This is a genomic window from Acinetobacter sp. ACIN00229 (assembly GCF_016106645.1).
In the GTDB taxonomy this organism is placed as follows: domain Bacteria; phylum Pseudomonadota; class Gammaproteobacteria; order Pseudomonadales; family Moraxellaceae; genus Acinetobacter; species Acinetobacter oleivorans.
Genome location: NZ_JADWOM010000003.1, coordinates 141,713 through 163,849 on the forward strand (window position 1 = coordinate 141,713; position 22,137 = coordinate 163,849).

Genomic DNA, 22,137 nt, shown 5'->3' on the forward strand with positions numbered 1-22,137 from the left:
ATATTGAAAATTATGTATCAAGTTGGCAGTTAACCATCCACTTTATACCAAATTGATCGGTAAACGCTCCGTATAATGCACCCCAGAACGTTTTTTCTAGAGGCATTTCAATTTGACCGTTAACAGACAACGCATCAAAAAGTTGTTTAGCTTTTTCTTGCTCGTCCTTTTCAAGATTAATTGCGATGTAGTGATTATTGCCTTGGGTAAAAACACTGTTAGGCGCACAGAATTGATCATTTGTATCTGATGCCATAAGTACAGTGTATTCATTGATAGGTAGAGAAACGTGAAGAATCAGATTTTTGTTCGCTTCAGATAATGTCACACCTTCTGACGGTGGCATATCACCATAGCGACTCAACATGGCGAACTCGCCACCAAAAACTGATTTATAAAAATTAAAGGCTTGCTCTGCCTGACCTTGGAAATTGAGGTAGTGATTGAGTTGCATTGTTATTGTCCATTGTTGTTTTCGTTTAAAAGAATAAGTTAAAACTTAAAAGTGATTTTGTGGGTCTTTTTTTGTAGTTTTTTCATAAAAAAATCCCACCGAAGTGGGATTTTAAAATAGCTAATTTTAATTAAATAAGTTCAATCGCAACGGCTGTTGCTTCACCACCGCCAATACAAAGTGCTGCAATACCTTTTTTACCACCAGTACGTTTCAGTGCATGAATCAGTGTGAGAATAATACGAGAACCTGTAGAACCTACTGGATGACCTAATGCACAAGCACCACCATTAATATTGACTTTTTCAGCATCAAGTTTGAAGTCATCAATTGGGCACATGGTAACCATGGCAAAAGCTTCGTTAATTTCCCACAGGTCAACATCTTGCGCATTCCAACCCGCTTTTTTAAGAACTTTTTCAATAGCGCCAACAGGAGCGATTGTAAATTCTGAAGGATGTTGAGAGTTTGAAGCTGTTGCAATAATTTTTGCCAGTGGCTGTAGACCACGTTGAGTAGCAACCTCACTTGAGGTTAATACTAATGCAGATGCACCATCTGAAATAGAGCTTGCGTTTGCTGCGGTAATTGTACCGTCTTTTGCAAAAGCTGGTTTAAGTGAAGGAATTTTGTCGATCTTTGCATTTAAAGGTTGTTCATCTTGATCAACAACGACATCGCCTTTGCGACTAGGCACGGTAACCGAAACGATTTCATCTTTGAAATAACCTTCGGTAATTGCTGTTTGAGCTCGTTTTAAAGAGCGAATCGCAAAGTCATCCATTTGCTCGCGTGTATAGCCACGAGTATTTGCCATATCTTGAGCAAAAGAACCCATTAGACGACCAGTTTCAGCATCTTCAAGTCCATCAAGAAACATATGATCTTTAATTTCACCATGGCCCATACGATAGCCAGCACGTGCTTTTGGTAAAACATAAGGTGCATTTGTCATAGACTCCATGCCGCCGGCAACAACAATTTCAGCACTGCCTGCTTTAATCATGTCGGTTGCTTGCATCACGGCTTTCATACCAGAGCCACAAAGCTTATTAATCGTCACAGCACCTGTAGAATCAGGTAAGCCAGCTTTGCGCATTGCTTGACGAGCAGGACCTTGTTTTAAGCCAGCAGGAAGAACACAACCCATAATGACTTCTTCGACATCAGTAGGTTGTAAACCTGCTCGTGCGATTGCTTCTCTAATCGTTACAGCACCTAATTCAGGCGCTGTAAGTCCTGATAGTGATCCTTGAAAACCACCCATGGCAGTACGAGCACCATTAACAATTACGATGTCAGTCATTGTTGTAATCTCCGATTGTTCTTAATCTCAAAATAAGAAATGTTTAAAACCTAGGCAGTATATTGCAAAAATCAGGTAGAGATATCTTCTGCGTTAGACTGTAGAGTTCTAACAATTTTTAAGGTCTTGTAATCGGGTGTGTCCCATTTTGCTGAGGACTAATTTAAAGTTTTTAAGCTGATTATAAGAACAATAAGTAAAACTGCCGTTAGACTCACGTGGAAGTCCAGTATCTCCCTGAAATACGATACTATTTAATTTTTTGCCGAATTTTTGAAATTTCAAAGAGCCATAATGATGATTAAGTTCAATATTGGTTAATATTTCTTCGTCGCTTTCTCTTTGTAGATTATGATTTGTGTCTACAAAGCTTATAAGCCTTGTATCCCAATTACTATTACATATAGACAAATCAACACTTGGGCAAAGTACGACACTCTTATGTCGTAGAATTGCGTCGTATTTAGCTTTTTGTATATGAATTGTGAGTAGTTGAGGCGTGTTTTTTAATTCCATTGAAGCCATAAATTGGTGGTATAAAGGAAGGGCTAGGGTGAACATAATCATAAGAATTGCGAGCGTTATAATGAGTTCCATCAATGTGAAACCGGGAGATTTAAACATTAAAATTCCTTAATATATAAAGAAATATTTTGATTTTATGCGTTCTATCAATGGTTTATATGACTTTTTATAATGAGGAAACACAAAATTAAATAAAGGTTATCAGGACGCTAGAATACTGGTAAAATCACCCTAAGCGAAAGAAAGAAGTTGTTCATATTTGCTAGTTGAGTAAAAAATTACCGAATTACAACGGAAATTGTAAGTAATTTTGTCAATAATTTACTTGATTAAAATTATCAAGCACTTGGAAAGTCTATCAAGTGTTTGTATGATTCAAATGTGAATAGCTTAAAAATAATACTGGGGTGAAAATATCTCAGGGGCCAATAAATTTAGGCTGAGCTTGAACAACAATTGTTATCTCTGGAGGATATCCATGAAATTGAGTCGTATTGCACTTGCTATGCTTGTCGCTGCACCTTTAGCTGCTGCTAATGCTGGCGTAACTGTTACCCCTTTATTGGTAGGTTATACTTGGCAGGATAGTGACCACAACAACGATAAATTAACTAGTCATGCTGAATTACAAGATGATTTATTCGTTGGTGCTGCACTAGGTGTTGAATTAACTCCTTGGTTAGGTTTCGAAGCTGAATATAACCAAGTTAAAGGTGATCTTGATGGTACTGGCGTAGCTGGTGCTGAATATAAACAAAAAACTGTTGCTGGTAACTTCTACGCAACTTCAGATTTGATTACTAAGAACTACGACAGCAAATTTAAGCCGTACGTATTATTAGGTGCTGGTCAAACTAAAACTGAGTTTGATGGTATCTATGAAGACAAGAAAGATACAATCGGTAATGCTGGTGTAGGTGCTTTCTATCGTTTGAATGATGCATTATCACTTCGTACTGAAGCTCGTGGTACTTATGATTTTGATGAGAAATACTGGCGTTATACAGCTCTTGCTGGTTTAAACGTAGTTCTTGGTGGTCACTTGAAGCCTGCTGCTCCAGTAGTAGAAGTTGCTCCAGTTGAACCAACTCCAGTTGCTCCACAACCACAAGAGTTAACTGAAGACCTTAACATGGAACTTCGTGTGTTCTTTGATACTAACAAATCAAACATCAAAGACCAATACAAGCCAGAAATCGCTAAAGTTGCTGAGAAGTTAACTGAATACCCTAACGCTACTGCACGTATCGAAGGTCACACAGATAACACTGGTCCACGTAAGTTAAACGAACGTTTATCTTTAGCTCGTGCTAACTCTGTTAAATCAGCTCTTGTAAACGAATACAACGTTGATGCATCTCGTTTGTCTACTCAAGGTTTCGCTTGGGATCAACCGATTGCTGACAACAAAACTAAAGAAGGTCGTGCTATGAACCGTCGTGTATTCGCGACAATCACTGGTAGCCGTACTGTAGTTGTTCAACCTGGTCAAGAAGCGGCAGCTCCTGCAGCAGCTCAATAATTTGGGTTCTTGAACAGTAAAAAAGCGACTCGTTAGAGTCGCTTTTTTTATTGCGATTTTTAAAATATTTAGTCATTTCTATATCTCCTTAATAATAATTACTTTCGATCTTGGTCTAAATTATTTACCAATCACCTTTTCTTAATTGCTGTTTAGCATCTTGTCTATCTCTACGATGTTGAGCACGAGGTTTCTCCGTTTCATGCATTCCACCTTTGTGCAGTAAAGGGGAAAGAGCTACTTGATTACGGACTTTGATTTTTGGCATTTCTTTAATTTTCATGTTTTAACCTTTAATACATAAAACTTGTTTAAGTGTGTGAACAACTTCAATGAGGTCAGCCTGATTTGCCATGACTTCATCAATATCTTTATAAGCACTTGGGATTTCATCGACAACACCACTGTCTTTGCGGCATTCAATACCTTGGGTTTGTTCAATAAGATCTTGCTGGTTAAAAAGAGTTTTTGCCTTGCTTCGACTCATCTTGCGACCGGCTCCATGAGAACAAGAACAAAATGACTCGGGGTTTGCTTTACCTCTGACGATATAAGAGCGTGCTCCCATTGAACCTGGAATAATGCCTAATTCATCTAAGCCTGCTCGAATTGCACCTTTTCGGGTAATCAATAAACTTTCACCGAAATGTGTTTCACGGTTTACATAGTTATGATGACAATTAATAGCCTCTTTGGTCATTTGAAACGAGGGTAGAAGTGGGCGAATCGCTTCTAAAATTAAACGCATCATTTCCTTGCGATTTTCAAAAGCATATTCTTGGGCCCACTCTACAGCTTCTACATAATCATCAAAACTGTTTGAGCCTTCGGTAAAATAACTTAAGTCTTTATCTGGTACGTGACCAAAACGATGTTGTGCTTCTTTCTTGGCTAATTCAATAAAATAAGTGCCAATAACGTTACCCAGTCCTCGGCTACCTGAATGTAGCATTACCCATACGTCTTGATTTTCATCAATACATAGCTCGATAAAGTGGTTGCCACCACCTAAAGTACCAAGTTGCTTTTGCCATGTTGCATCAAATTGTCGAAGCATTCGAACAAGTCCAGGATGCTTTTTGATAATAGGCTCTAAGCGTTTTTCAAGTGGAATAATGCTAGAAGCTTTTGCTTTAACTTGTTTATGCAAAGCAAATCCGACTGGTACTTTACGTTCGATTGCATCGCGTAAACGACTTAAGTTATCAGGCAATTGCGAGGCCTTTAGACTTAAGCGAATTGCATTCATTCCACAGCCAATATCTACACCTACAGCAGCTGGGATAATGGCATGTTTAGTTGGAATAACACTGCCTACAGTCGCACCTTTTCCTACGTGAACATCTGGCATAACAGCAATATGTGAATATATAAATTGCAGCTGTGCTATTTTCTTGAGTTGTTCGATACTTTCACTATCTATATCTTGAGTGAAAATTTTAACGGGAACACCGTAAAGTGCTTCCTCATTTAATATTTTTTGTATGCCCATAATTTTTCTCTTATTTTTGTCCGAGCAGGCATAAAAAAACCTAGCGAATGCTAGGTCTTAAATTTGAGCATTCGGACAAGTGAAGTGAATTTGTACACTTGTCCGTGAGCTGACATCGTGCCAAATTATTTAATCTGTTTTACCTTGTAGTGTTGGCATGATGTCCTCCTTATTTAAAAGCGCCGTTGAAAATCTGAACGGCATTTTACGCTTTTTTAATCAAAGATCAAGCTTTTGATCTCTGATTTACTTTTAATTACTGATTGTTAGTCTTGCTCTGGCTTCACATTCATTTGATCATAAGCGATCAGTTTAGTTTTATTTTTCCACTTATAGCCTAACCAAATAATTAAGAATAATGGCAAACTAATATAAGTTGAAAGTAGGCCTAACCAGTCAATTTTTCCACCTAAAATGGCTTGATAGTTCTGTCCTAAGATGATGATTGAACAGAGAATAAATGCAAACCAAGGAGCAAATGGGAAAAATTTGGCGCGATATGCTAAATCTTCTAATTTATATCCTTGAGCAATATAACCTTTACGGAAACGATAGTGTGAAATAGCAATGCCCAGCCAGACAATGAAACCACACATCCCTGACATATTCAGTAGCCAGTTAAAGACTTGTTTTTCACCAATAAACGTTGTCAAGAAACAAAAAGCGGCAATAAATGTGGTGGCATATAGTGCATTCATTGGAACGCCACGACCATCAAGTTTTGCAAACCACTTTGGTGCACGACCTTCCTGAGCCATTTTAAATAACATACGAGTTGATGAATACATGCCTGAGTTACCTGCTGACAAAATAGCAGTAAGAATGACAGCATTCATTAAACCAGCTGCAAAAGCAAAGCCAACTCTTTCATAGAGCAATGTAAACGGAGAAAGTGCAACATTTTCAGTGGTAGCAGCTTGTAATAAATTTGGGTCATCATAGGCAATTAGCGTACCGATAATGAAGATACATAAGATATAAAATAATAAGATTCGCCAGAAAATCTGTTTGATTGCAAGTGGAATCGTTTTCTTTGGATCTTTAGATTCACCAGCAGCAACCCCCACCATTTCAGTCCCTTGGAAGGAGAATCCGGCAATCATTGCTACACCGATCATGGCCTGTAAACCACCAACAAAAGGTGCTTCTTTATAGGTCCAGTTTCCAAAAGCTGCGACACCTGGAGTTAGCATAATTTTAATGATCATGGCTAAGCCAATGATAATAAAGGCAACGATTGCGATCACTTTTACCATTGAGAACCAGAATTCGCTTTCGCCGAATCCTTTTACTGTCATGGCATTGATTGCAAAAATTACGATGAGGAACAGGGCACTCCAGTAAAACCCTGGAATATCAGGGAACCAGAACTTCATAATAAACTGAACCGCAACAAGTTCGAATGCAACTGTAATTGCCCAGTTATACCAGTAGTTCCAACCTAAAGCGAAGCCAAAGCCTTCTTCGACATAACGACTACCATATGTAAAAAAAGCTCCAGAAGTTGGATTGTGGGTTGCAAGCTCACCTAGACTGGTCATTAAGAAGTAAATCATAATACCAATAAGAGAATAGGCGAGTAGTGCTCCACCCGGGCCAGCATTTGCAATGGTCGATCCAGAAGCAAGGAAGAGGCCTGTACCAATGGAACCACCAATGGCGATCATATTCAGATGACGAGCTCCAAGCTTACGCTGGAGTTTTTCAGGAGCATGTGTTTCGCTCATGGAGATTCCTTACATAGTTTGTTATGCACAGGCATATAACACCTTAAAGCCTTGAAGATCAGTTTTAATCTGGCACTGACCAAAGTGCTTCTCAATTAAGATCGGATAGTTTAAAAAACGGTTTGCTACAATCCATAGCTCACCTGATGCCTTTAAATGTTTTTTAGCGTTTTGGCAGAGTCCTTCACTTGCATCATAGTTGGTATGAATACCTTGATGGAAAGGAGGATTACTGACAATGGCATCGAGTTCTGTTGGAGCGTCTGCAATACCTATGACAGGCTGCAATCTCAACTGGTCTGAACCTATTCCATTTCGACTAAAAGTCATTTCCGTTGACCGTAAAGCGAAAGCATCAATATCTAGGGCATGAATAATATTACTTGAATTTATTTTTGCCAAATAGCAACTGATAATTCCAGCACCACACCCGAAGTCGGCAATTCTACCTGATTTCACCTGATTAAGATAAGGGAGTAAAACAGCAGTTCCGACATCTAGATGATTCTGGCTAAAAACACCGGGGAGGGCACAAATCGTAAGCTCTTGTTCATTAACCTGAACAGTATAGGTTTTAAGCCATTTTTCTAGAGGTTTAATTTGTTCTGTTTTCTCAATCTTTAAGTGCCATAGCTGACAGTGACGTGCACTATCAAGTTTTAGTACTTTGCCAAAGCTTTGTAATTGTTTGGCGGCTCTTTCTACGCCACCTTTTTTTTCACCGACTAAAAAAACAGATTGATTGGTTTTAAGATGGCTCATCACTACATGTAATATGTAATTTAAGAGTTCTTTAGATTTTGGAACAAAAATAATTGCTTGGTCGAATTCTTGTGAGGGAAACTCAACTGAGAAGTGAGCTTTTGTTCCACTATTTATAAATCCTTGATAGTCGGCATGGTTCCATGTCCAGACTGACGCATCAGTCCCAGCTGGTAATTGACTGACTAAGGCATCATTCGGTGCATTAATTAACAAGATACTACCTTTCAAATAGTCTTGCTGTCTTAATACCACTTCACTTCTAGGATCCATGTACATCTCTCATGAAGAAGAATGCCCAGTGGGAGCTGGGCAGTAATCAAAATTAAAAGTTATTTATGCGTTTCAGGAAGCACAACATTTAAAATTAATGCTGCTATACCACCTGTTGCCACGCCAGAGCTAAAAATATTTTTAAATAATTCTGGAAGATGCTCTAAAATTTGGGGAACTTGAGCAACACCCAAACCTAATGCAAGTGAGATGGCAATAATTAATAATGCTCGGCGATCAAGGTGAATAGATGAAAGAATATTAATGCCTGATGCAGCTACGGCACCGAACATCACCATAACAGCGCCGCCTAAAACTGCTTGAGGAACTGCTTGTATAACACCAGCTACCGCAGGAAATAGACCTAATAAAATAAGTAATCCAGCAATCCAGATACCTACATAGCGGCTAGCCACTCCAGTGAGTTGAATTACACCATTATTTTGAGCGAAAACAGAACTTGGGAAAGTATTAAATAATCCAGCGAGTAAAGAGTTTGCACCATTTACTAATACACCACCTTTAATGCGTTTCATCCATTCAGGACCATTAACGGGTTGGTTAGAAAGTTTACTGGTTGCTGTCACATCACCAATGGCTTCTAAAGAGGTCACCAAATAAATGAATGCCATTGGTATGAATAAGCCCCATGAGAAGCTCAAACCAAAGTGCATTGGTGTTGGAATTTGTACGAGGGGTGCATCTTTAATACTAGAGAAATCTAGATGTCCCATAAATCCAGCAAGAATGTAGCCAATCACTAGCGCGATTAAAATAGCTGAGCTTTTAATCCAAACCACTCGAATACGATTCAGAACGATAATAATCGCAAGTACGGTACATGACATAATAAGGTTGTCTGCACTTGCAAAAGTATGGTCTTGCATGGCTTGGTAGCCACCACCCATACTAATCAAGCCTTCTTTAATAAGCGTTAAGCCAATTAATAAAACAACAATACCAGTCACCAAAGGGGTAATTAGTCTTTTTACCCATGGAAGAATTTGCGAAACACCCATTTCAATAAAGGAGCCAGCAATGACTACACCGAAAATTGCAGCCATGACTTGGTTTACAGGTGTTCCAGCAGCCACCATTGCACTACCAATACCAATAATAGGGCCAATAAAGTTAAAACTTGTGCCTTGAACAATCAGAAGACCTGCACCAAACGGACCAACTTTTTTACATTGTAGAAATGTAGCAATACCCGAAATCACCAAAGACATTGATAAAATCATGTTAGTTTCAGTGCGTGAAACGCCTAAAGCTAAGCAAATTAAAAGACCAGGTGTAACAATTGGTACAATAATCGCAAGCAAATGCTGGAAAGCTGCTAAAAAAGCGATCAAAGGTTTTGGTCGATCATTTAAACCATAAACAAGGTCTAAATGGTCTTGAGAGTGTTGATTGGACATGGGTGTAGGTCTGCCGCAATTTTGCAAATTGGCGCTATTCTAATCGAGATAACTATCTTTACAAAACGAAATACAGGCTATTAGAAATTTTTTTTGTCAATGTCAATAAACTGTCACTACTCAAGAGTAGTGTTTTTCTGTATAATTTGCCCTCAAATTTCAGGCGTTTCTAATTTTCATGTCAGATATCAAAAATCTCCGTAATATCGCAATTATTGCGCACGTCGACCACGGGAAAACCACACTTGTCGATAAACTACTTCAGCAATCAGGTGCTCTCGGTGACCGAGCAGGCGAGATTGAGCGTGTCATGGACTCGAACGCGCTTGAAAGTGAACGTGGTATTACCATTCTTGCAAAGAACACTTCTATTACTTGGTTGGATAAACGTACTGATACAACTTACCGTATCAACATCGTTGACACCCCGGGACACGCCGACTTCGGTGGTGAAGTAGAACGTGTTATGTCGATGGTTGACTGCGTATTGCTTTTAGTTGACTCACAAGAAGGCCCAATGCCACAAACTCGTTTTGTGACACAAAAAGCTTTTGCTCGTGGTTTAAAACCAATTGTTATTATCAACAAAGTTGACAAGCCAAGCGCGCGTCCAGACTGGGTAATCGATCAAGTATTTGATCTATTTGATAACCTTGGTGCAACTGATGAACAGTTAGACTTCCCAATCGTTTATGCATCTGGTTTACGTGGTGTAGCGGGTCCTGCTCCAGAAGAACTTGCAGAAGACATGACTCCGTTGTTTGAAACGATTGTTGATATCGTTGAACCACCAGCAGTTGATGTTGATGGTCCGTTCCAAATGCAGATTTCATCACTTGACTATAACAGCTTCGTAGGCGTTATCGGTGTTGGTCGTATTCAACGTGGTTCAGTAAAATTAAATACTCCTGTTACTGTAATTGACAAAGAAGGCAATACACGTAACGGTCGTATCTTGAAAATCATGGGTTACCATGGTTTAGAGCGTATTGATGTTGAATCAGCTTCTGCTGGTGATATCGTATGTATTACTGGTATCGATGCACTTAACATTTCTGACACAGTTTGTGATCCGAAAAATGTTGAAGCATTACCAGCATTATCTGTAGATGAACCTACAGTATCTATGACATTCCAAGTAAACAACTCTCCGTTTGCTGGTAAAGAAGGTAAATTCGTAACTTCACGTAATATCCGTGAACGTCTTGATCGCGAATTAATTCATAACGTAGCTTTACGTGTTGAAGATACTGACAGTCCAGACCGTTTCAAAGTATCTGGCCGTGGTGAACTTCACCTTTCAGTTTTAATTGAAAACATGCGTCGTGAAGGTTTTGAAATGGGCGTATCACGTCCACAAGTAATCATCAAAGAAATTGATGGTGAAAGACAAGAGCCTTACGAAAACGTAACTTTTGACGTTGAAGAACAGCATCAAGGTGCTGTAATGGAACAAATGGGTCACCGTAAAGGCGAGATGACCAATATGGAAGTTGACGGTAAAGGCCGTATCCGTATTGAAGCAACTGTACCTTCACGTGGTTTGATCGGTTTCCGTTCTGAATTTTTGACCATGACTTCTGGTACAGGAATCATGACTTCAAGCTTCTCGCATTATGGCCCTGTTAAACAAGGTACTGTTGCGAAACGTCAAAACGGTGTATTGATCTCTATGGTTCAAGGTACTTGCTTGGGCTATGCATTGTTCAGCTTACAAGACCGTGGTCGTTTGTTCGCTAAACCACAGTTAGAAGTTTACGAAGGTATGATCGTGGGTATTAACTCTCGTTCAGACGATATGGTTGTAAACCCAACTAAAGCGAAACAATTAACTAACGTTCGTGCATCTGGTACAGATGATGCTTTAACTTTAGTACCTGCAATTGAATATACGCTTGAGCAAGCGCTTGAATTCATTGAAGATGATGAATTAGTTGAAGTAACACCTAAATCAATCCGTATCCGTAAGCGTTACTTGACTGAAAACGAACGTAAACGTAACCGTGATAAATAATTTTTCTTAACTGAAAAAGAAAAAACCGCTAAATTAATTTAGCGGTTTTTTTAATCGTTATATTTAAAATTAAACTAAGCTTAAAATCATATTTTTCTTATAAGAGAATATGTTGTTAAAGTGTGAGATAGTTTTCTTTTTTTTGATAAAAATATTAAATTATCAATATCATGGCGAGTACTATCTAATTTGATACGAGGCCAATGAAAAAGAAAAATATGACCTGTTTCGGCCCCCGACATCTGGAGATGTTTAGATGAGTATTATTCAAGAATTTAAAGAATTTGCCATTAAAGGCAATATGATGGATTTAGCCATTGGTGTGATTATTGGTGGTGCTTTTGGCAAAATCGTGGACTCTTTAGTAAAAGATATTATCATGCCAATTATCAGTGTGATTACTGGTGGTGGTGTTGATTTTTCGCAGAAATTTATTGTTCTAGGATCCAACCCTACCAATCTGCAATCTTTAGATGCTTTGCAAAAAGCAGGTATCAATGTTTTAACTTATGGTAATTTCCTCACCATTTTAATTAACTTCCTAATTTTGGCTTGGGTAGTGTTCTTAATGGTGAAATTATTAAATAAACTTCGTCGTAATAAAGAAGAGCCAGAAGCTCCAGCTGCAACTCCTGAAGATATTCAGTTATTGCGTGAAATTCGCGATGAGTTGAAAAAGCAAGCTTAACAATATTCTGAATTAATAGGAAACGGTACCGAGAGTACCGTTTTTTATTACTTAGTATTTTATACTGGGCTAAAGATATTGATAAAATAGGCAGGCTACCGATAGGCTCAACTATCTAGATTGTAAAAAGGATATAAATAAATGAATCAGCTTTTTGTGTATGGCACTTTATGTCCGAATAAAGCAAATGCTCATATTTTAGAGCAGATTGGTGGAAGCTGGACAAAAGCTAGTGTACGCGGTGTGATTCATATTTTAGATTGGGGACCTGACAAAGGCTTAAAAGCGCTTGAGTTAGATTCGCAAGCAGATTGGGTAGAGGGCTATTTGTTTAGTACGGAAAAACTTGCTGAAAATTGGCAAATGCTTGATGACTTTGAGGGTTTTCAATACCAGCGTGTCATCGCAGATGTGAAATTAGAGTCGGGTGAGTGTGTTAAAGCCTGGACATATCAACTGAATGCACAGGCTCAAGCTTCTGAAAAAAATAATTAAATTAATGCAATCAACGTAAGCTGCCCATTCGGAATTTAACTTCTAAAAGATGATAGCCAAACTGGCTTTTGATTGGGCCTTGTAAAACACGTTCAGCAGCTGTAAAAACAACTTTGTCAATGACTGGCACAAGTTGTCCTTTTTTGACTTCGCCAAGTTCACCGCCACGTTTTGCCGAATTACAGGTGGAGTATTGCTTGGCAATTTTTGCGAAGTCGGCACCATTTTGTAGCTTCTTTTTTAGCTGCTCAGCTAAGTCTTTATCTTTGACTAAAATATGACGGACAATTGCTGTTTGCATGTTGTCTTTCTCCAAAAAATTAAGGCTTTCTCAGCTTTTTAAGGGGTTGGCACTGGGGACAAAATACGCTGGCACGCTGACCAAGTTTTAAGTTTTCTAATGTGGTTTCACAGTTAACACACATTTCTCCAGCACGACCATAAGCAAGTAATGTTTGCTGGAAATAACCATTTTCACCCATGGCATTGCTGTAGTCGCGTAAAGTCGAACCACCTAAATCAATTGCTGTCTTTAGAATTCGTTTAATTTCAACAACCAATTTTTCAATCTGTTGCATGCTTAAATCACCAGCAGGTTGTGCTGGGTGAATGCCAACATTAAATAAGCTTTCAGTTGCATAAATATTGCCTACACCAACCACTACATGATTATCCATAAGTGCAATTTTTATGCCGACAGCTTTATTTTTAAGTTTGGAAGCTAAATATTCTGCATGAAAGTCAGAACTTAAAGGCTCAGGTCCTAAAGTGTCAATGAGTTTGCCTTGAGTTTCCGTATTAAGCCAAAGGATGCAACCGAAACGACGTGGGTCATGGTAACGTAACTGCTGATCTTCAAATTGAATAATTAAATGATCATGTTTTCTCAGCTCATCATTTGGTTGGGACAGGCGAAAGCTACCCGACATGCCTAAATGCCAGAGCATTTGATCTTGTTCAAACTCTGCCAAAATATATTTTGAACGTCGATTTAACCCAATGAGACGTTGCCCAACGAGTTTTTGAACATCATCTGGGATAGGCCAACGTAAGCTCGGATTACGTACTTCAACACTTAGAACTTTTTGATTCAATAGAGGAAATAAACTGGTTTTGGTTGTTTCGACTTCGGGTAACTCAGGCATGCCAACTCGCAGAATTAACAGATATACTGGATTAATCAAGTATAACGTGTGGTATGTAATATTTCAGAGATTACTATGTCAGATATTTTACCATTAAGCTGGTTTCAACGTGAAACCTCCGAAGTGGCTTATGACCTAATTGGCTGCGTATTATGTAAACGACAACCTGATGGTCAAGTCATCCGTTGCACAATTAGTGAAACAGAAGCTTATTTGGGTGTTCGTGATAAAGCTTGTCACAGCTACAATGACAAGCGCACAGCACGAACAGATGTAATGTATCGCTCTGGCGGTACGATTTATGTCTACTTAATTTATGGCATGTATGAAATGCTCAATCTGATTACTCAGACAGAAGGCATTCCTGAAGGGGTCATGATTCGTTCTGCATTTTTAAATGGTGCTTCAACCAAAAAAGAATATAAGCTTCTAGCTGGACCCGGAAAATTGACACGCTATTTGGGTATTGATCGAACTTTAAAAGGCCAGACTTTAGGTGAAGAAACGGGACTGTGGATTGAGGCAGCTTCGATACAGCCAGAAGTAGTGTTGACGCCACGGATTGGAATTGATTATGCCGAAGAAGCAAAAGATTGGCCTGAACGTTATTGCTGGAAAGACCATCCATCTTTGAGTCGATAATTCTAATCTGGAAATCAATTTTAGATATCGATGAAGAGTGTTCTAGATTTATAACAATGCAGATCGAATTCAATATCCAGACAAGACACCGCTTTTTGTTATGATAACTACAATATAAATAAAGGAAATAAGCATGTCCTTATTACGCTTAGATCGACTTCATTACTGTATTTTGATGAGTATGGGCTGCATTTCTAGCCCACTTGTTTGGGCAGAAGACTTAACCCAAGACGTGACTGTATTGCCAACGTTACATGTTGAGGCAACCCGTACCGATACAACCTATTTGCAGACGCCAGCTTCGGTTTTTCGAATAGATGCACCTCAAGTCGATACTTCTTCACAAGTAAATTTAACCGAAGTTGTGAAGGGTATACCGAGTTTACAGCTTCGTAATCGTGAAAATTATGCACAAGATTTACAGTTATCTATGCGTGGTTTTGGTGCACGTTCAACTTTTGGGGTTCGAGGCATTCGCCTGTATGTGGACGGTATTCCTGCCACAATGCCAGATGGACAGGGTCAAACATCTAATATCGATTTAAGTAGTCTGGATCATGTTGAAGTTCTAACGGGACCTTTTTCATCGCTATATGGAAACTCATCTGGCGGGACAATTTTAACGTCTACTAAAGAAGGACAAGGAAAAGATTCAATTGAGCTGAGTTATTCGGGAGGCAGCCACGATAAAAGCCGAGCGGGACTCGTGCTACAAGGTGGGGCAAAGGGTGCGAATGAACCAAGTTATGTTATTAGTTCATCATACTTCGATACTGATGGTTACCGAGAACATACTGGTGCAGAAAAAGTATTAAATAATGCAAAACTCAGTTGGGATCTTAATGATGGTAGCAAAATCAACTGGATAACCAACTATGTCAAAATTCATGCAGACGACCCGCAGGGTTTAACGCATGACCAGTGGAATGCTAATCCAAAGCAACAAGTTCCATTTTTAAAGCAATTTAATGTCCGTAAAGATATTGAACAGACCCAAACAGGGGTGACATGGTCTAAGCCTATTAATGATAAAAATGAACTCTATGCTATGGCATATTTAGGTAATCGCCAAGTCACTCAATATCAATCTATACCTAAATCAACACAAGATGCCAGCATCAATCATGCAGGCGGGGTAATTGATTTTGAGCGTGATTATTATGGTGCTGATTTCCGTTGGACGGGCAAAGAGTTACTTCCAAATACTACTCTAAGTGTTGGTGTTGCACTCGATGCAATGGATGAAGATCGTAAAGGTTTTGAAAACTTTAATTTGGTAAATGGTCAACCTTCTTATGGCGTCAAAGGTAATTTGCGTCGTGATGAAGACAATACCTTGTGGAATATCGATCCTTATTTACAAGCGTCATGGCAGTTCTTACCAATGTGGCGTTTAGATACGGGCGTACGCTATAGCAATGTCCACTACAAATCTAAAGATAACTATTTAAGTAATGGCGACGATAGTGGTAAGACTGATTACAGTAAAGTTTTGCCTTCAGTTGCTTTAAGCTGGCAAATTTTACCTGAACTCATGGCCTATGTGAGTTATGCCAAAGGATTTGAAACGCCAACTTTTACTGAAATGGCATATCGTCCAGATGGAGAAAGTGGTTTTAATTTTGATTTAACCGCATCCACAAGTGATACCTATGAAACAGGCTTAAAATCACAAAACCAATTAGGTGATTTTACTTTGGCAGTTTTTCAAACTAAAACCAAAGATGATATCGTTTCTGCCGGCAACTCAAATGGTCGATCAACATTCCGTAATGCCGATAAAACCTTACGTGAAGGGGTAGAGTTTGCATGGAATAAAAAGTTGTGGCGAGATTTAACAGCGACTGCTAGCTATACATATTTAGATGCAACTTTTGATGCTGATATTCCAGCTTTAGGAAGTATTGCTCAAATTCCATCGGGTAATGCCATTCCTGGAATTGCTAAAAACCAAGCTTATGCCTCTTTAGCTTGGCAGCCATCGCACGGTCTATATGGCGGTGTAGATGTACAGTATATGGATAAAGTATACGTGAATGATACCAACAGTGACGCGGCACCAAGCTACAGTGTAACCTCAGCTAATGTGGGTTATGCATGGGTAATGGGCGACTGGAAAGTGAATAGCTTTGCCCGTGTTGATAACCTATTTGATAAAAACTATGCAGGTTCAGTGATCGTAAATGATGGTAATGGACGTTATTTTGAACCAGCGGATGGACGTAACTGGAGTGCAGGTTTACGTGTAATTAAGCAATTCTAGGAATTAAAAATGGCAAAATTATTTGAAACGGTTAACTTTGGTTCACTACAACTGGTCAATAGAATTGTAATTGCTCCAATGTGCCAATATTCGGCAACAGATGACGGTGAAATTACCTATTGGCATGAACAGCAATGGGCGAATTATGCATTGTCTGGCGCTGGGCTTTGTATTGTAGAGGCGACTGCTGTACAACCTGAAGGTCGGATTAGCTATGCTGACCTTGGGCTCTGGAATGATCAGCAACGTGACCAAATCAAAGCGTTGTTAGCTAAGGTTCATACACTTTCACCGATGCCATTTGGAATTCAGTTAGCACATGCGGGACGTAAAGCGTCTACTGAAAAACCATGGTTAGGCAAAGGTCAAATTGCAAAAGATCAGCCTCATGGTTGGCAAACGGTTGCACCAAGTGAAAGTACTTTTTCTGTTCATGATGCAGCACCCCATGCTTTGACTATTGCTGAGATTAAACAGGTTCAACAAGACTTTGCAGCGGCTGCAAAACGTGCTGTAGAAGCTGGGTTTGAGCTGATTGAAGTTCATGCTGCGCATGGTTATTTATTACATCAATTCTTATCGCCAATTGCCAATCAGCGTACTGATGAATATGGTGGTTCTTTAGAAAACCGTATGCGTATGACCCTTGAGGTTCTTCAGGCAATTAAATTGGCTGTACCTGAAGGTTATCCTGTAGGTGTTAGATTGTCTGCGACTGATTGGTTAGAGAGCATCAAGCACTGGGATGTTGAATCTACAGTGGGTTTATCAAAAGCTTTAGAGCAATTGGGCGCAGCCTATGTGCATGTGTCTAGTGGTGGTTTGCACGAGCATCAGTCTATTACGATTGGGGCAGGTTACCAAGTTCCATTTGCTGAACAAGTCAAAAAGCATGTGTCTATTCCAGTCATTGCTGTAGGCTTAATTACTGAGCCAGAACATGCAGAACAAATTTTGGAAAACCAGCAAGCTGATGCTATTGGTCTTGCTCGTGCAATGTTGTACGACCCAAGATGGCCTTGGCATGCAGCAGCGGCTTTAGGTGCAGAAGTTAAAATTGCACCTCAGTATTTACGTTGCCAACCTCATGGATTAAAGCAGCTTTTTAACTCTTTTTAATTGTTTTGGGCAAAGTTATCTTTGCCCATTTTTCTTTCGCTAAGTGAGGACGGTCAGTGGTTTTTCAGGTTATTTTACCTATCTTGATATTGCTATTGATGGGCTATGTTTGTGTCCTCATCAAATTAGTAACGCCTGAACAGATCAGGGCTCTTAGCGCATTTGTAATTAAAATTTCTTTACCAGCTTTTTTAATTCACTCATTGGCAAATAAAAACTTACAAGACATTTGGCACCCTGCTTATTTTCTTGCTTATGGCGGTGGGTCTTTAATTTTATTTTTCTTGGCTTTTATTCTCTATCGAAAATATTTTAAAAATAGTTTAACTCATAGCGCCGTTATTTCGATGGGCGCATCTATGTCCAATACTGGATTTATGGGAACAGCTATTTTAACCATGTTGATAGGTAATCATGCTGCGATTTATATTTCTTTAACACTCATCATTGAAAATTTATTGATTGTGGCACTGATGCTCATTCTGGCCGAAGCTGGTTTACATCAACAACAAAATCTTTTACCGCTTTTAAAACAGACTTTTTTAAACTTACTCAAGAATCCTGTCATTATCGCGATTTTGGTTGGAATGGGATGTATTCTTTTCGATGTTAATCTTCCTGCGACGCTTGATCAGTCTTTAGAGTTACTTGGTCGTACAGCTTCATCTTTGGCCTTGTTTGCAATTGGCGGGAGTTTAGTGGGTATTGGAATCACAGCAGTAAATACAGAAAGTATTTTGTTGGCGATATTTAAAGTTATCCTCATGCCATCTGTTATTTTTTCTCTCTTTTTAATAACTCCAGATGTAAGTCGTGAGATGCTCTACGCAGGAACATTAATTGCTGCCTTACCAATGCCGATTGCTTTCGGAATTTTTGGACAGGCTTATGGATTAAATGAAAAAGCATTAACACCGCTTATGATTAGTACAGTTGTTGGTTTTATTGGCGTTAGCGGGCTTATTGCTTTGTGGTGGTAAAAGAAAAGCCCCGTAAGGGGCTAGTGACTATTTCTTTGGTGCTGGCTGTGCGGGAGCATTTGCAGCCTGTTTACTTTTTTCTGCAATAATCTTATCAACCGAAACCAAAGACTCTTTAGCGTTAGGAACATTTTGATTGGCAAGTTCAGTAAAGATCTTTTTGGCCTCAGGTAAATTTTGTGGAATGATATTACCATTCGCCATCATGGTCGCTAAAGCCATAGACGCAGGAGCGTAACCTTTTTGAGCAATCGATTGTAAAGCTTCGATACCTTGGCGTTTCATTAACGGATTTTTATTTTCCACACCTTGACTAATATCATAAAGTGCTTTCACCTGAGTCGCTGGATAGTTACCCTTTCTAATTAAAGGTGCTAACTTTTGAAGGGCAATTTGATGTGACTGCGGTTTTTTCTGAGCAAATAAAATCGTCGCGATTTTCACAGTTGCATCATCAGAACCTTGAGCCGATGCTTTTTGAATATATTGACTGAATTTGTTGCTGTCTTTGGCAACCCCTAATTCACCAGTCTCATAAATTTGTGCCAGCGTGTAACTCGCTTGGGCGTAACCTTTATTTGAAGCATCTTCATAATATTTGAGGGCTTTAGAAGAATCTTTTGCTGTACCTTGGCCCATTTGAGTCATATAGCCTAAGTTATAGATGGCTTGGGCATTTCCTGTTTGAGCTAGGCGTTGCATTTCTTGAAATGCGGCAGAGTAATTTTTTGCTGCGTAGAGTTGTTCAGCTTGTTTGAAAACATCGGTTTTAGCAGCGGTCGCCGTGTTATCAGCTGCAAAAATTGATGCACTTGAAAGGGTGATTAGGCTTGCGATTAGTAATTTCTTCATTTCTTTTTAACCTTTTACTTCGTAGCTACATCATTCCATTGATGCATTAAATAGTTTCATTTCTCATCATAAATATTGATTGCTGAAAGTAAACAGCCGATTTGTATATAAAGCGCTGCACTTTGGGCAAATTGTGGAGAAAAAAGACCCACTCACATTCATACAATGGAGTGGGTAATATTATTATTTTGCTGACTGAAGTAATGCTTCAATTTGTTTGGCATCACTTGGAACACCAGAGAGTCTTTGGCCATCTTGCAAGAACAGGGTAGGTGTTCCATCAATATTTAATTTTTGACCTAAAGCGATATTTTTCTGAATTGGGCTTGAGCAACTTTTGCTATTAGTCGGCAATTTGCGGTTAAGCATGTAGTTTGTCCAAGCTTCTGCTGGATTTTTTGAGCACCAGATTTGATTTGAAACTTTTTCAGCATTTGGATGCAAACTAGTAAGAGGATAAAGGAACACATATACCGTTACGTTATCAACACCAACCATATTTTGCTCTAAGCGCTGACAATATGGGCAATCTGGGTCACTAAAGACATAAATCGTACGTTCGCCTTTACCTTTTATATATTTAATGGCCTGATTTAATGGCAAACTTTTAACGTCAATTTTGCCAAGTTCGGCAATACGTTCTTCAGTCATGTTTTTTTGTTGTTTGATGTCGACTAGGTTACCGACAAAAAAGTACTTGGCATCTTGGTTTGTATAGACAATGCGGCCGCTTGTGTACACTTCATAGATGCCTTGAACAGGAGATTGATAAACACCTTTTACAGGCAAATCTGGATAATTCGTCTTAAGATTTTGTTCAAGTGCTTTAACATCAGCATGAGCAGAACCGAAAATAGCCAGACTCAACATGAGTGTAGCAAGTTTAGTTTTCATCTTTTTTCTCTTTAATTTCAACAGGGCTAATGATGGCATATAAAACTTAAAAAATTGAAGTTCTAATCTAATGAAATCATTAGTGTTTTGTATCTATAAAAAAGCCCACTAACTTAAAAGTGGGCAGTTCGAGTTAATAAAAACTATTATTGTGGTCTTGCAACATCGCCACTTAAAGCTTCAGGTAATTCAAGAACTTGAAGTCCCAACTCTTGTAGAGCAGCAGGTTTAGCAACAACTAAAGCAAGATAGCCTTCATCATTTGAAATACTATTAACGACTTCAATATCGTTATTTAGTTGAGTTGCTGAAGCAGGTGCTTCACCTATACCCTGAACCAGATGTAACCAGTGTTTTGGTTTTGCTTTAAACCAAAGACGCGCCACAATTTCCTGACCTAAGTAACAACCTTTATCGTAATTGACACCTTCACGTTGATGTAAACGCAATTCTTGTGGCTGGAATTCATGTTCAGTTGCCTGTGTAATCCACGCTTGACCCGTCATAATGGCTTGTTTTTGCCATTCAGAAATATCAGTTTCAGTCGTATTGAACTCAGTTTGATGATTCACAACTTTTGGGAACACAGCGCCTTGTTCATTTAAGGTCATTTTCGAAAAAGCACCAAATTTTTTAACATGTTTGGCAAACTCTTCAGCTTGATCTTGAGCAACTACAATTTCAAAACTTTCAGGATTAATCTTCTTTAGCCACAAGCCAAAATGAATACGACCTTTAAGATCACAAATGGCTGTATAGCGAGTTTCATTTTCAGCTAAACGTTCAGTATCTACAGTAACTTGGCCTTGTAAAAACTTCTGTGCATCTACACCGTTTAAAGCATATGAGGAGAAAGCGAGCAGACTCATGATTAATCTCAAATTCAATATGTTTCTTTATGATTGCTGACTATTTTGCTCCATTTTTACTAAAAAATCAGCCCTAGTTTTCGTAATTTGATTTCGCCTGAAAAAAGTATTTTGTTTGAAAAAACACCAAAAATATACGTTCGGATAAATCGGAAGGTTTAAGCTAATAAGCATAATTTCGATAATTTAAAAGAAATTAAAATAAGGAGAATATGATGGCAACAGGAACAGTAAAATTTCATCGCGTATTTAAGGCTCCAGCCGAGCGAGTTTACCGTGCATTTTTAGATCCAGATGCTTTAGTCAAGTGGTTGCCGCCGCACGGCTTTACTGCCAAGGTTCATAGTTTTGATGCAAATGTTGGTGGCTCATATAAAATGAGTTTTACCAATTTTTCGACAGGTTCAACACATGCTTTTGGTGGAACATATGTTGAATTAGTTCCAAATGAATTAATTCGTTACAACGATCAATTCGACGATCCAAATTTACCAGGAACTATGCAAGTCACTATTACCTTAAAAAGCGTATTGGTAGGTACAGAAGTGCATATTACACAAGAAGGCATACCGGAAGTTATTCCAGAGGAAGCTTGCTATTTGGGATGGCAAGAATCTTTATCTTTACTGACTTTATTGATTGAAGCTGAAATTCCAGACCAATAAAGTTACTCTGCTTTTCTTATAAAAAAGAGTAG

Annotated in this window: 22 protein-coding genes; 9 read left to right on the top strand and 13 right to left on the bottom strand. The window is 38.8% G+C overall.

Going from position 1 to position 22,137, the window contains the following annotated elements:
* Positions 1-10: 10 nt before the first annotated feature.
* The 3 genes from I7H67_RS03530 to I7H67_RS03540 form a co-directional block, all read right to left on the bottom strand.
* The gene (locus I7H67_RS03530; RefSeq protein WP_005309721.1) at positions 11-454 is read right to left on the bottom strand and encodes a VOC family protein; all 444 of its coding nucleotides are present in this window, start codon (positions 452-454) and stop codon (positions 11-13) included.
* Positions 455-584: 130 nt separating this feature from the next.
* The gene (locus I7H67_RS03535; RefSeq protein ID WP_198307091.1) at positions 585-1,760 is read right to left on the bottom strand and encodes a thiolase family protein; all 1,176 of its coding nucleotides are present in this window, start codon (positions 1,758-1,760) and stop codon (positions 585-587) included.
* Positions 1,761-1,868: 108 nt separating this feature from the next.
* Complete coding sequence (locus I7H67_RS03540; RefSeq protein ID WP_198307092.1) at positions 1,869-2,384, bottom strand: GspH/FimT family pseudopilin; 516 nt, start codon at positions 2,382-2,384, stop codon at positions 1,869-1,871.
* Positions 2,385-2,763: 379 nt separating this feature from the next.
* Here I7H67_RS03540 and omp38 point away from each other — a divergent pair, with 379 nt between their 5' ends.
* Entirely contained in the window at positions 2,764-3,807 is a 1,044-nt protein-coding gene (gene omp38, locus I7H67_RS03545) for an outer membrane protein Omp38 (protein WP_009389439.1), read from the top strand.
* 124 nt (positions 3,808-3,931) lie between these two features.
* Here omp38 and I7H67_RS03550 read toward each other — a convergent pair whose 3' ends face one another.
* The 5 genes from I7H67_RS03550 to I7H67_RS03570 all read right to left on the bottom strand — a co-directional run bounded on the left by I7H67_RS03550 (position 3,932) and on the right by I7H67_RS03570 (position 9,479).
* Complete coding sequence (locus tag I7H67_RS03550) at positions 3,932-4,090, bottom strand: hypothetical protein (protein ID WP_005309734.1); 159 nt, start codon at positions 4,088-4,090, stop codon at positions 3,932-3,934.
* Between the two features lie 3 nt (positions 4,091-4,093).
* Positions 4,094-5,299, bottom strand: a complete 1,206-nt coding sequence (locus I7H67_RS03555) for an RtcB family protein (RefSeq protein ID WP_198307093.1) — start codon at positions 5,297-5,299, stop codon at positions 4,094-4,096.
* A 266-nt stretch (positions 5,300-5,565) separates the two neighbouring features.
* On the bottom strand, positions 5,566-7,026 hold the full coding sequence (locus I7H67_RS03560; RefSeq protein ID WP_004789223.1) for an amino acid permease: 1,461 nt from the start codon (positions 7,024-7,026) through the stop codon (positions 5,566-5,568).
* A 21-nt stretch (positions 7,027-7,047) separates the two neighbouring features.
* The gene (locus I7H67_RS03565) at positions 7,048-8,061 is read right to left on the bottom strand and encodes a methyltransferase (protein ID WP_013196891.1); all 1,014 of its coding nucleotides are present in this window, start codon (positions 8,059-8,061) and stop codon (positions 7,048-7,050) included.
* 59 nt (positions 8,062-8,120) lie between these two features.
* Positions 8,121-9,479 carry a uracil-xanthine permease family protein gene (locus I7H67_RS03570; RefSeq protein WP_049838089.1) on the bottom strand — a complete coding sequence of 453 codons (1,359 nt, stop codon included), beginning with the start codon at positions 9,477-9,479 and terminating at the stop codon, positions 8,121-8,123.
* 178 nt (positions 9,480-9,657) lie between these two features.
* Between I7H67_RS03570 and typA the strand changes: the two genes are divergently transcribed.
* From typA to I7H67_RS03585, 3 genes are all read left to right on the top strand, one after another.
* Complete coding sequence (gene typA / locus I7H67_RS03575; protein WP_151821357.1) at positions 9,658-11,493, top strand: translational GTPase TypA; 1,836 nt, start codon at positions 9,658-9,660, stop codon at positions 11,491-11,493.
* A gap of 256 nt (positions 11,494-11,749) precedes the next feature.
* The gene (mscL, locus tag I7H67_RS03580) at positions 11,750-12,181 is read left to right on the top strand and encodes a large conductance mechanosensitive channel protein MscL (protein ID WP_013196893.1); all 432 of its coding nucleotides are present in this window, start codon (positions 11,750-11,752) and stop codon (positions 12,179-12,181) included.
* Between the two features lie 141 nt (positions 12,182-12,322).
* The gene (locus I7H67_RS03585; protein ID WP_198307094.1) at positions 12,323-12,676 is read left to right on the top strand and encodes a gamma-glutamylcyclotransferase family protein; all 354 of its coding nucleotides are present in this window, start codon (positions 12,323-12,325) and stop codon (positions 12,674-12,676) included.
* Between the two features lie 10 nt (positions 12,677-12,686).
* Here the strand turns inward: I7H67_RS03585 and I7H67_RS03590 are convergent, their stop codons facing one another.
* Together I7H67_RS03590 and mutM are read right to left on the bottom strand one after the other, a co-directional pair.
* Complete coding sequence (locus I7H67_RS03590; protein WP_005309756.1) at positions 12,687-12,977, bottom strand: peptidylprolyl isomerase; 291 nt, start codon at positions 12,975-12,977, stop codon at positions 12,687-12,689.
* Positions 12,978-12,996: 19 nt separating this feature from the next.
* The gene (gene mutM / locus I7H67_RS03595) at positions 12,997-13,821 is read right to left on the bottom strand and encodes a bifunctional DNA-formamidopyrimidine glycosylase/DNA-(apurinic or apyrimidinic site) lyase (RefSeq protein ID WP_198307095.1); all 825 of its coding nucleotides are present in this window, start codon (positions 13,819-13,821) and stop codon (positions 12,997-12,999) included.
* 75 nt (positions 13,822-13,896) lie between these two features.
* Between mutM and I7H67_RS03600 the strand changes: the two genes are divergently transcribed.
* The 4 genes from I7H67_RS03600 (at position 13,897) to I7H67_RS03615 (ending at position 18,825) form a co-directional block, all read left to right on the top strand.
* The gene (locus tag I7H67_RS03600) at positions 13,897-14,463 is read left to right on the top strand and encodes a DNA-3-methyladenine glycosylase (RefSeq protein ID WP_198307096.1); all 567 of its coding nucleotides are present in this window, start codon (positions 13,897-13,899) and stop codon (positions 14,461-14,463) included.
* A 133-nt stretch (positions 14,464-14,596) separates the two neighbouring features.
* Positions 14,597-16,726 carry a TonB-dependent receptor family protein gene (locus I7H67_RS03605; RefSeq protein ID WP_198307097.1) on the top strand — a complete coding sequence of 710 codons (2,130 nt, stop codon included), beginning with the start codon at positions 14,597-14,599 and terminating at the stop codon, positions 16,724-16,726.
* Between the two features lie 9 nt (positions 16,727-16,735).
* Complete coding sequence (locus I7H67_RS03610) at positions 16,736-17,845, top strand: NADH:flavin oxidoreductase/NADH oxidase (RefSeq protein ID WP_198307098.1); 1,110 nt, start codon at positions 16,736-16,738, stop codon at positions 17,843-17,845.
* 56 nt (positions 17,846-17,901) lie between these two features.
* Positions 17,902-18,825 (top strand): AEC family transporter, encoded by a 924-nt coding sequence (locus I7H67_RS03615; RefSeq protein ID WP_198307099.1) that lies wholly within the window; start codon positions 17,902-17,904, stop codon positions 18,823-18,825.
* 27 nt (positions 18,826-18,852) lie between these two features.
* On the opposite strand, the gene I7H67_RS03620 is transcribed toward I7H67_RS03615, so the two are convergent.
* The 3 genes from I7H67_RS03620 to I7H67_RS03630 form a co-directional block, all read right to left on the bottom strand.
* Complete coding sequence (locus tag I7H67_RS03620) at positions 18,853-19,677, bottom strand: tetratricopeptide repeat protein (protein ID WP_151822755.1); 825 nt, start codon at positions 19,675-19,677, stop codon at positions 18,853-18,855.
* A gap of 183 nt (positions 19,678-19,860) precedes the next feature.
* Positions 19,861-20,571, bottom strand: coding sequence for a DsbC family protein (locus I7H67_RS03625; protein WP_198307100.1), 711 nt, complete (start codon positions 20,569-20,571; stop codon positions 19,861-19,863).
* Between the two features lie 146 nt (positions 20,572-20,717).
* Complete coding sequence (locus I7H67_RS03630) at positions 20,718-21,440, bottom strand: YgfZ/GcvT domain-containing protein (RefSeq protein ID WP_198307101.1); 723 nt, start codon at positions 21,438-21,440, stop codon at positions 20,718-20,720.
* Between the two features lie 212 nt (positions 21,441-21,652).
* Here I7H67_RS03630 and I7H67_RS03635 point away from each other — a divergent pair, with 212 nt between their 5' ends.
* On the top strand, positions 21,653-22,105 hold the full coding sequence (locus I7H67_RS03635) for an SRPBCC family protein (RefSeq protein WP_151826579.1): 453 nt from the start codon (positions 21,653-21,655) through the stop codon (positions 22,103-22,105).
* The last annotated feature ends 32 nt before the right edge of the window (positions 22,106-22,137 follow it).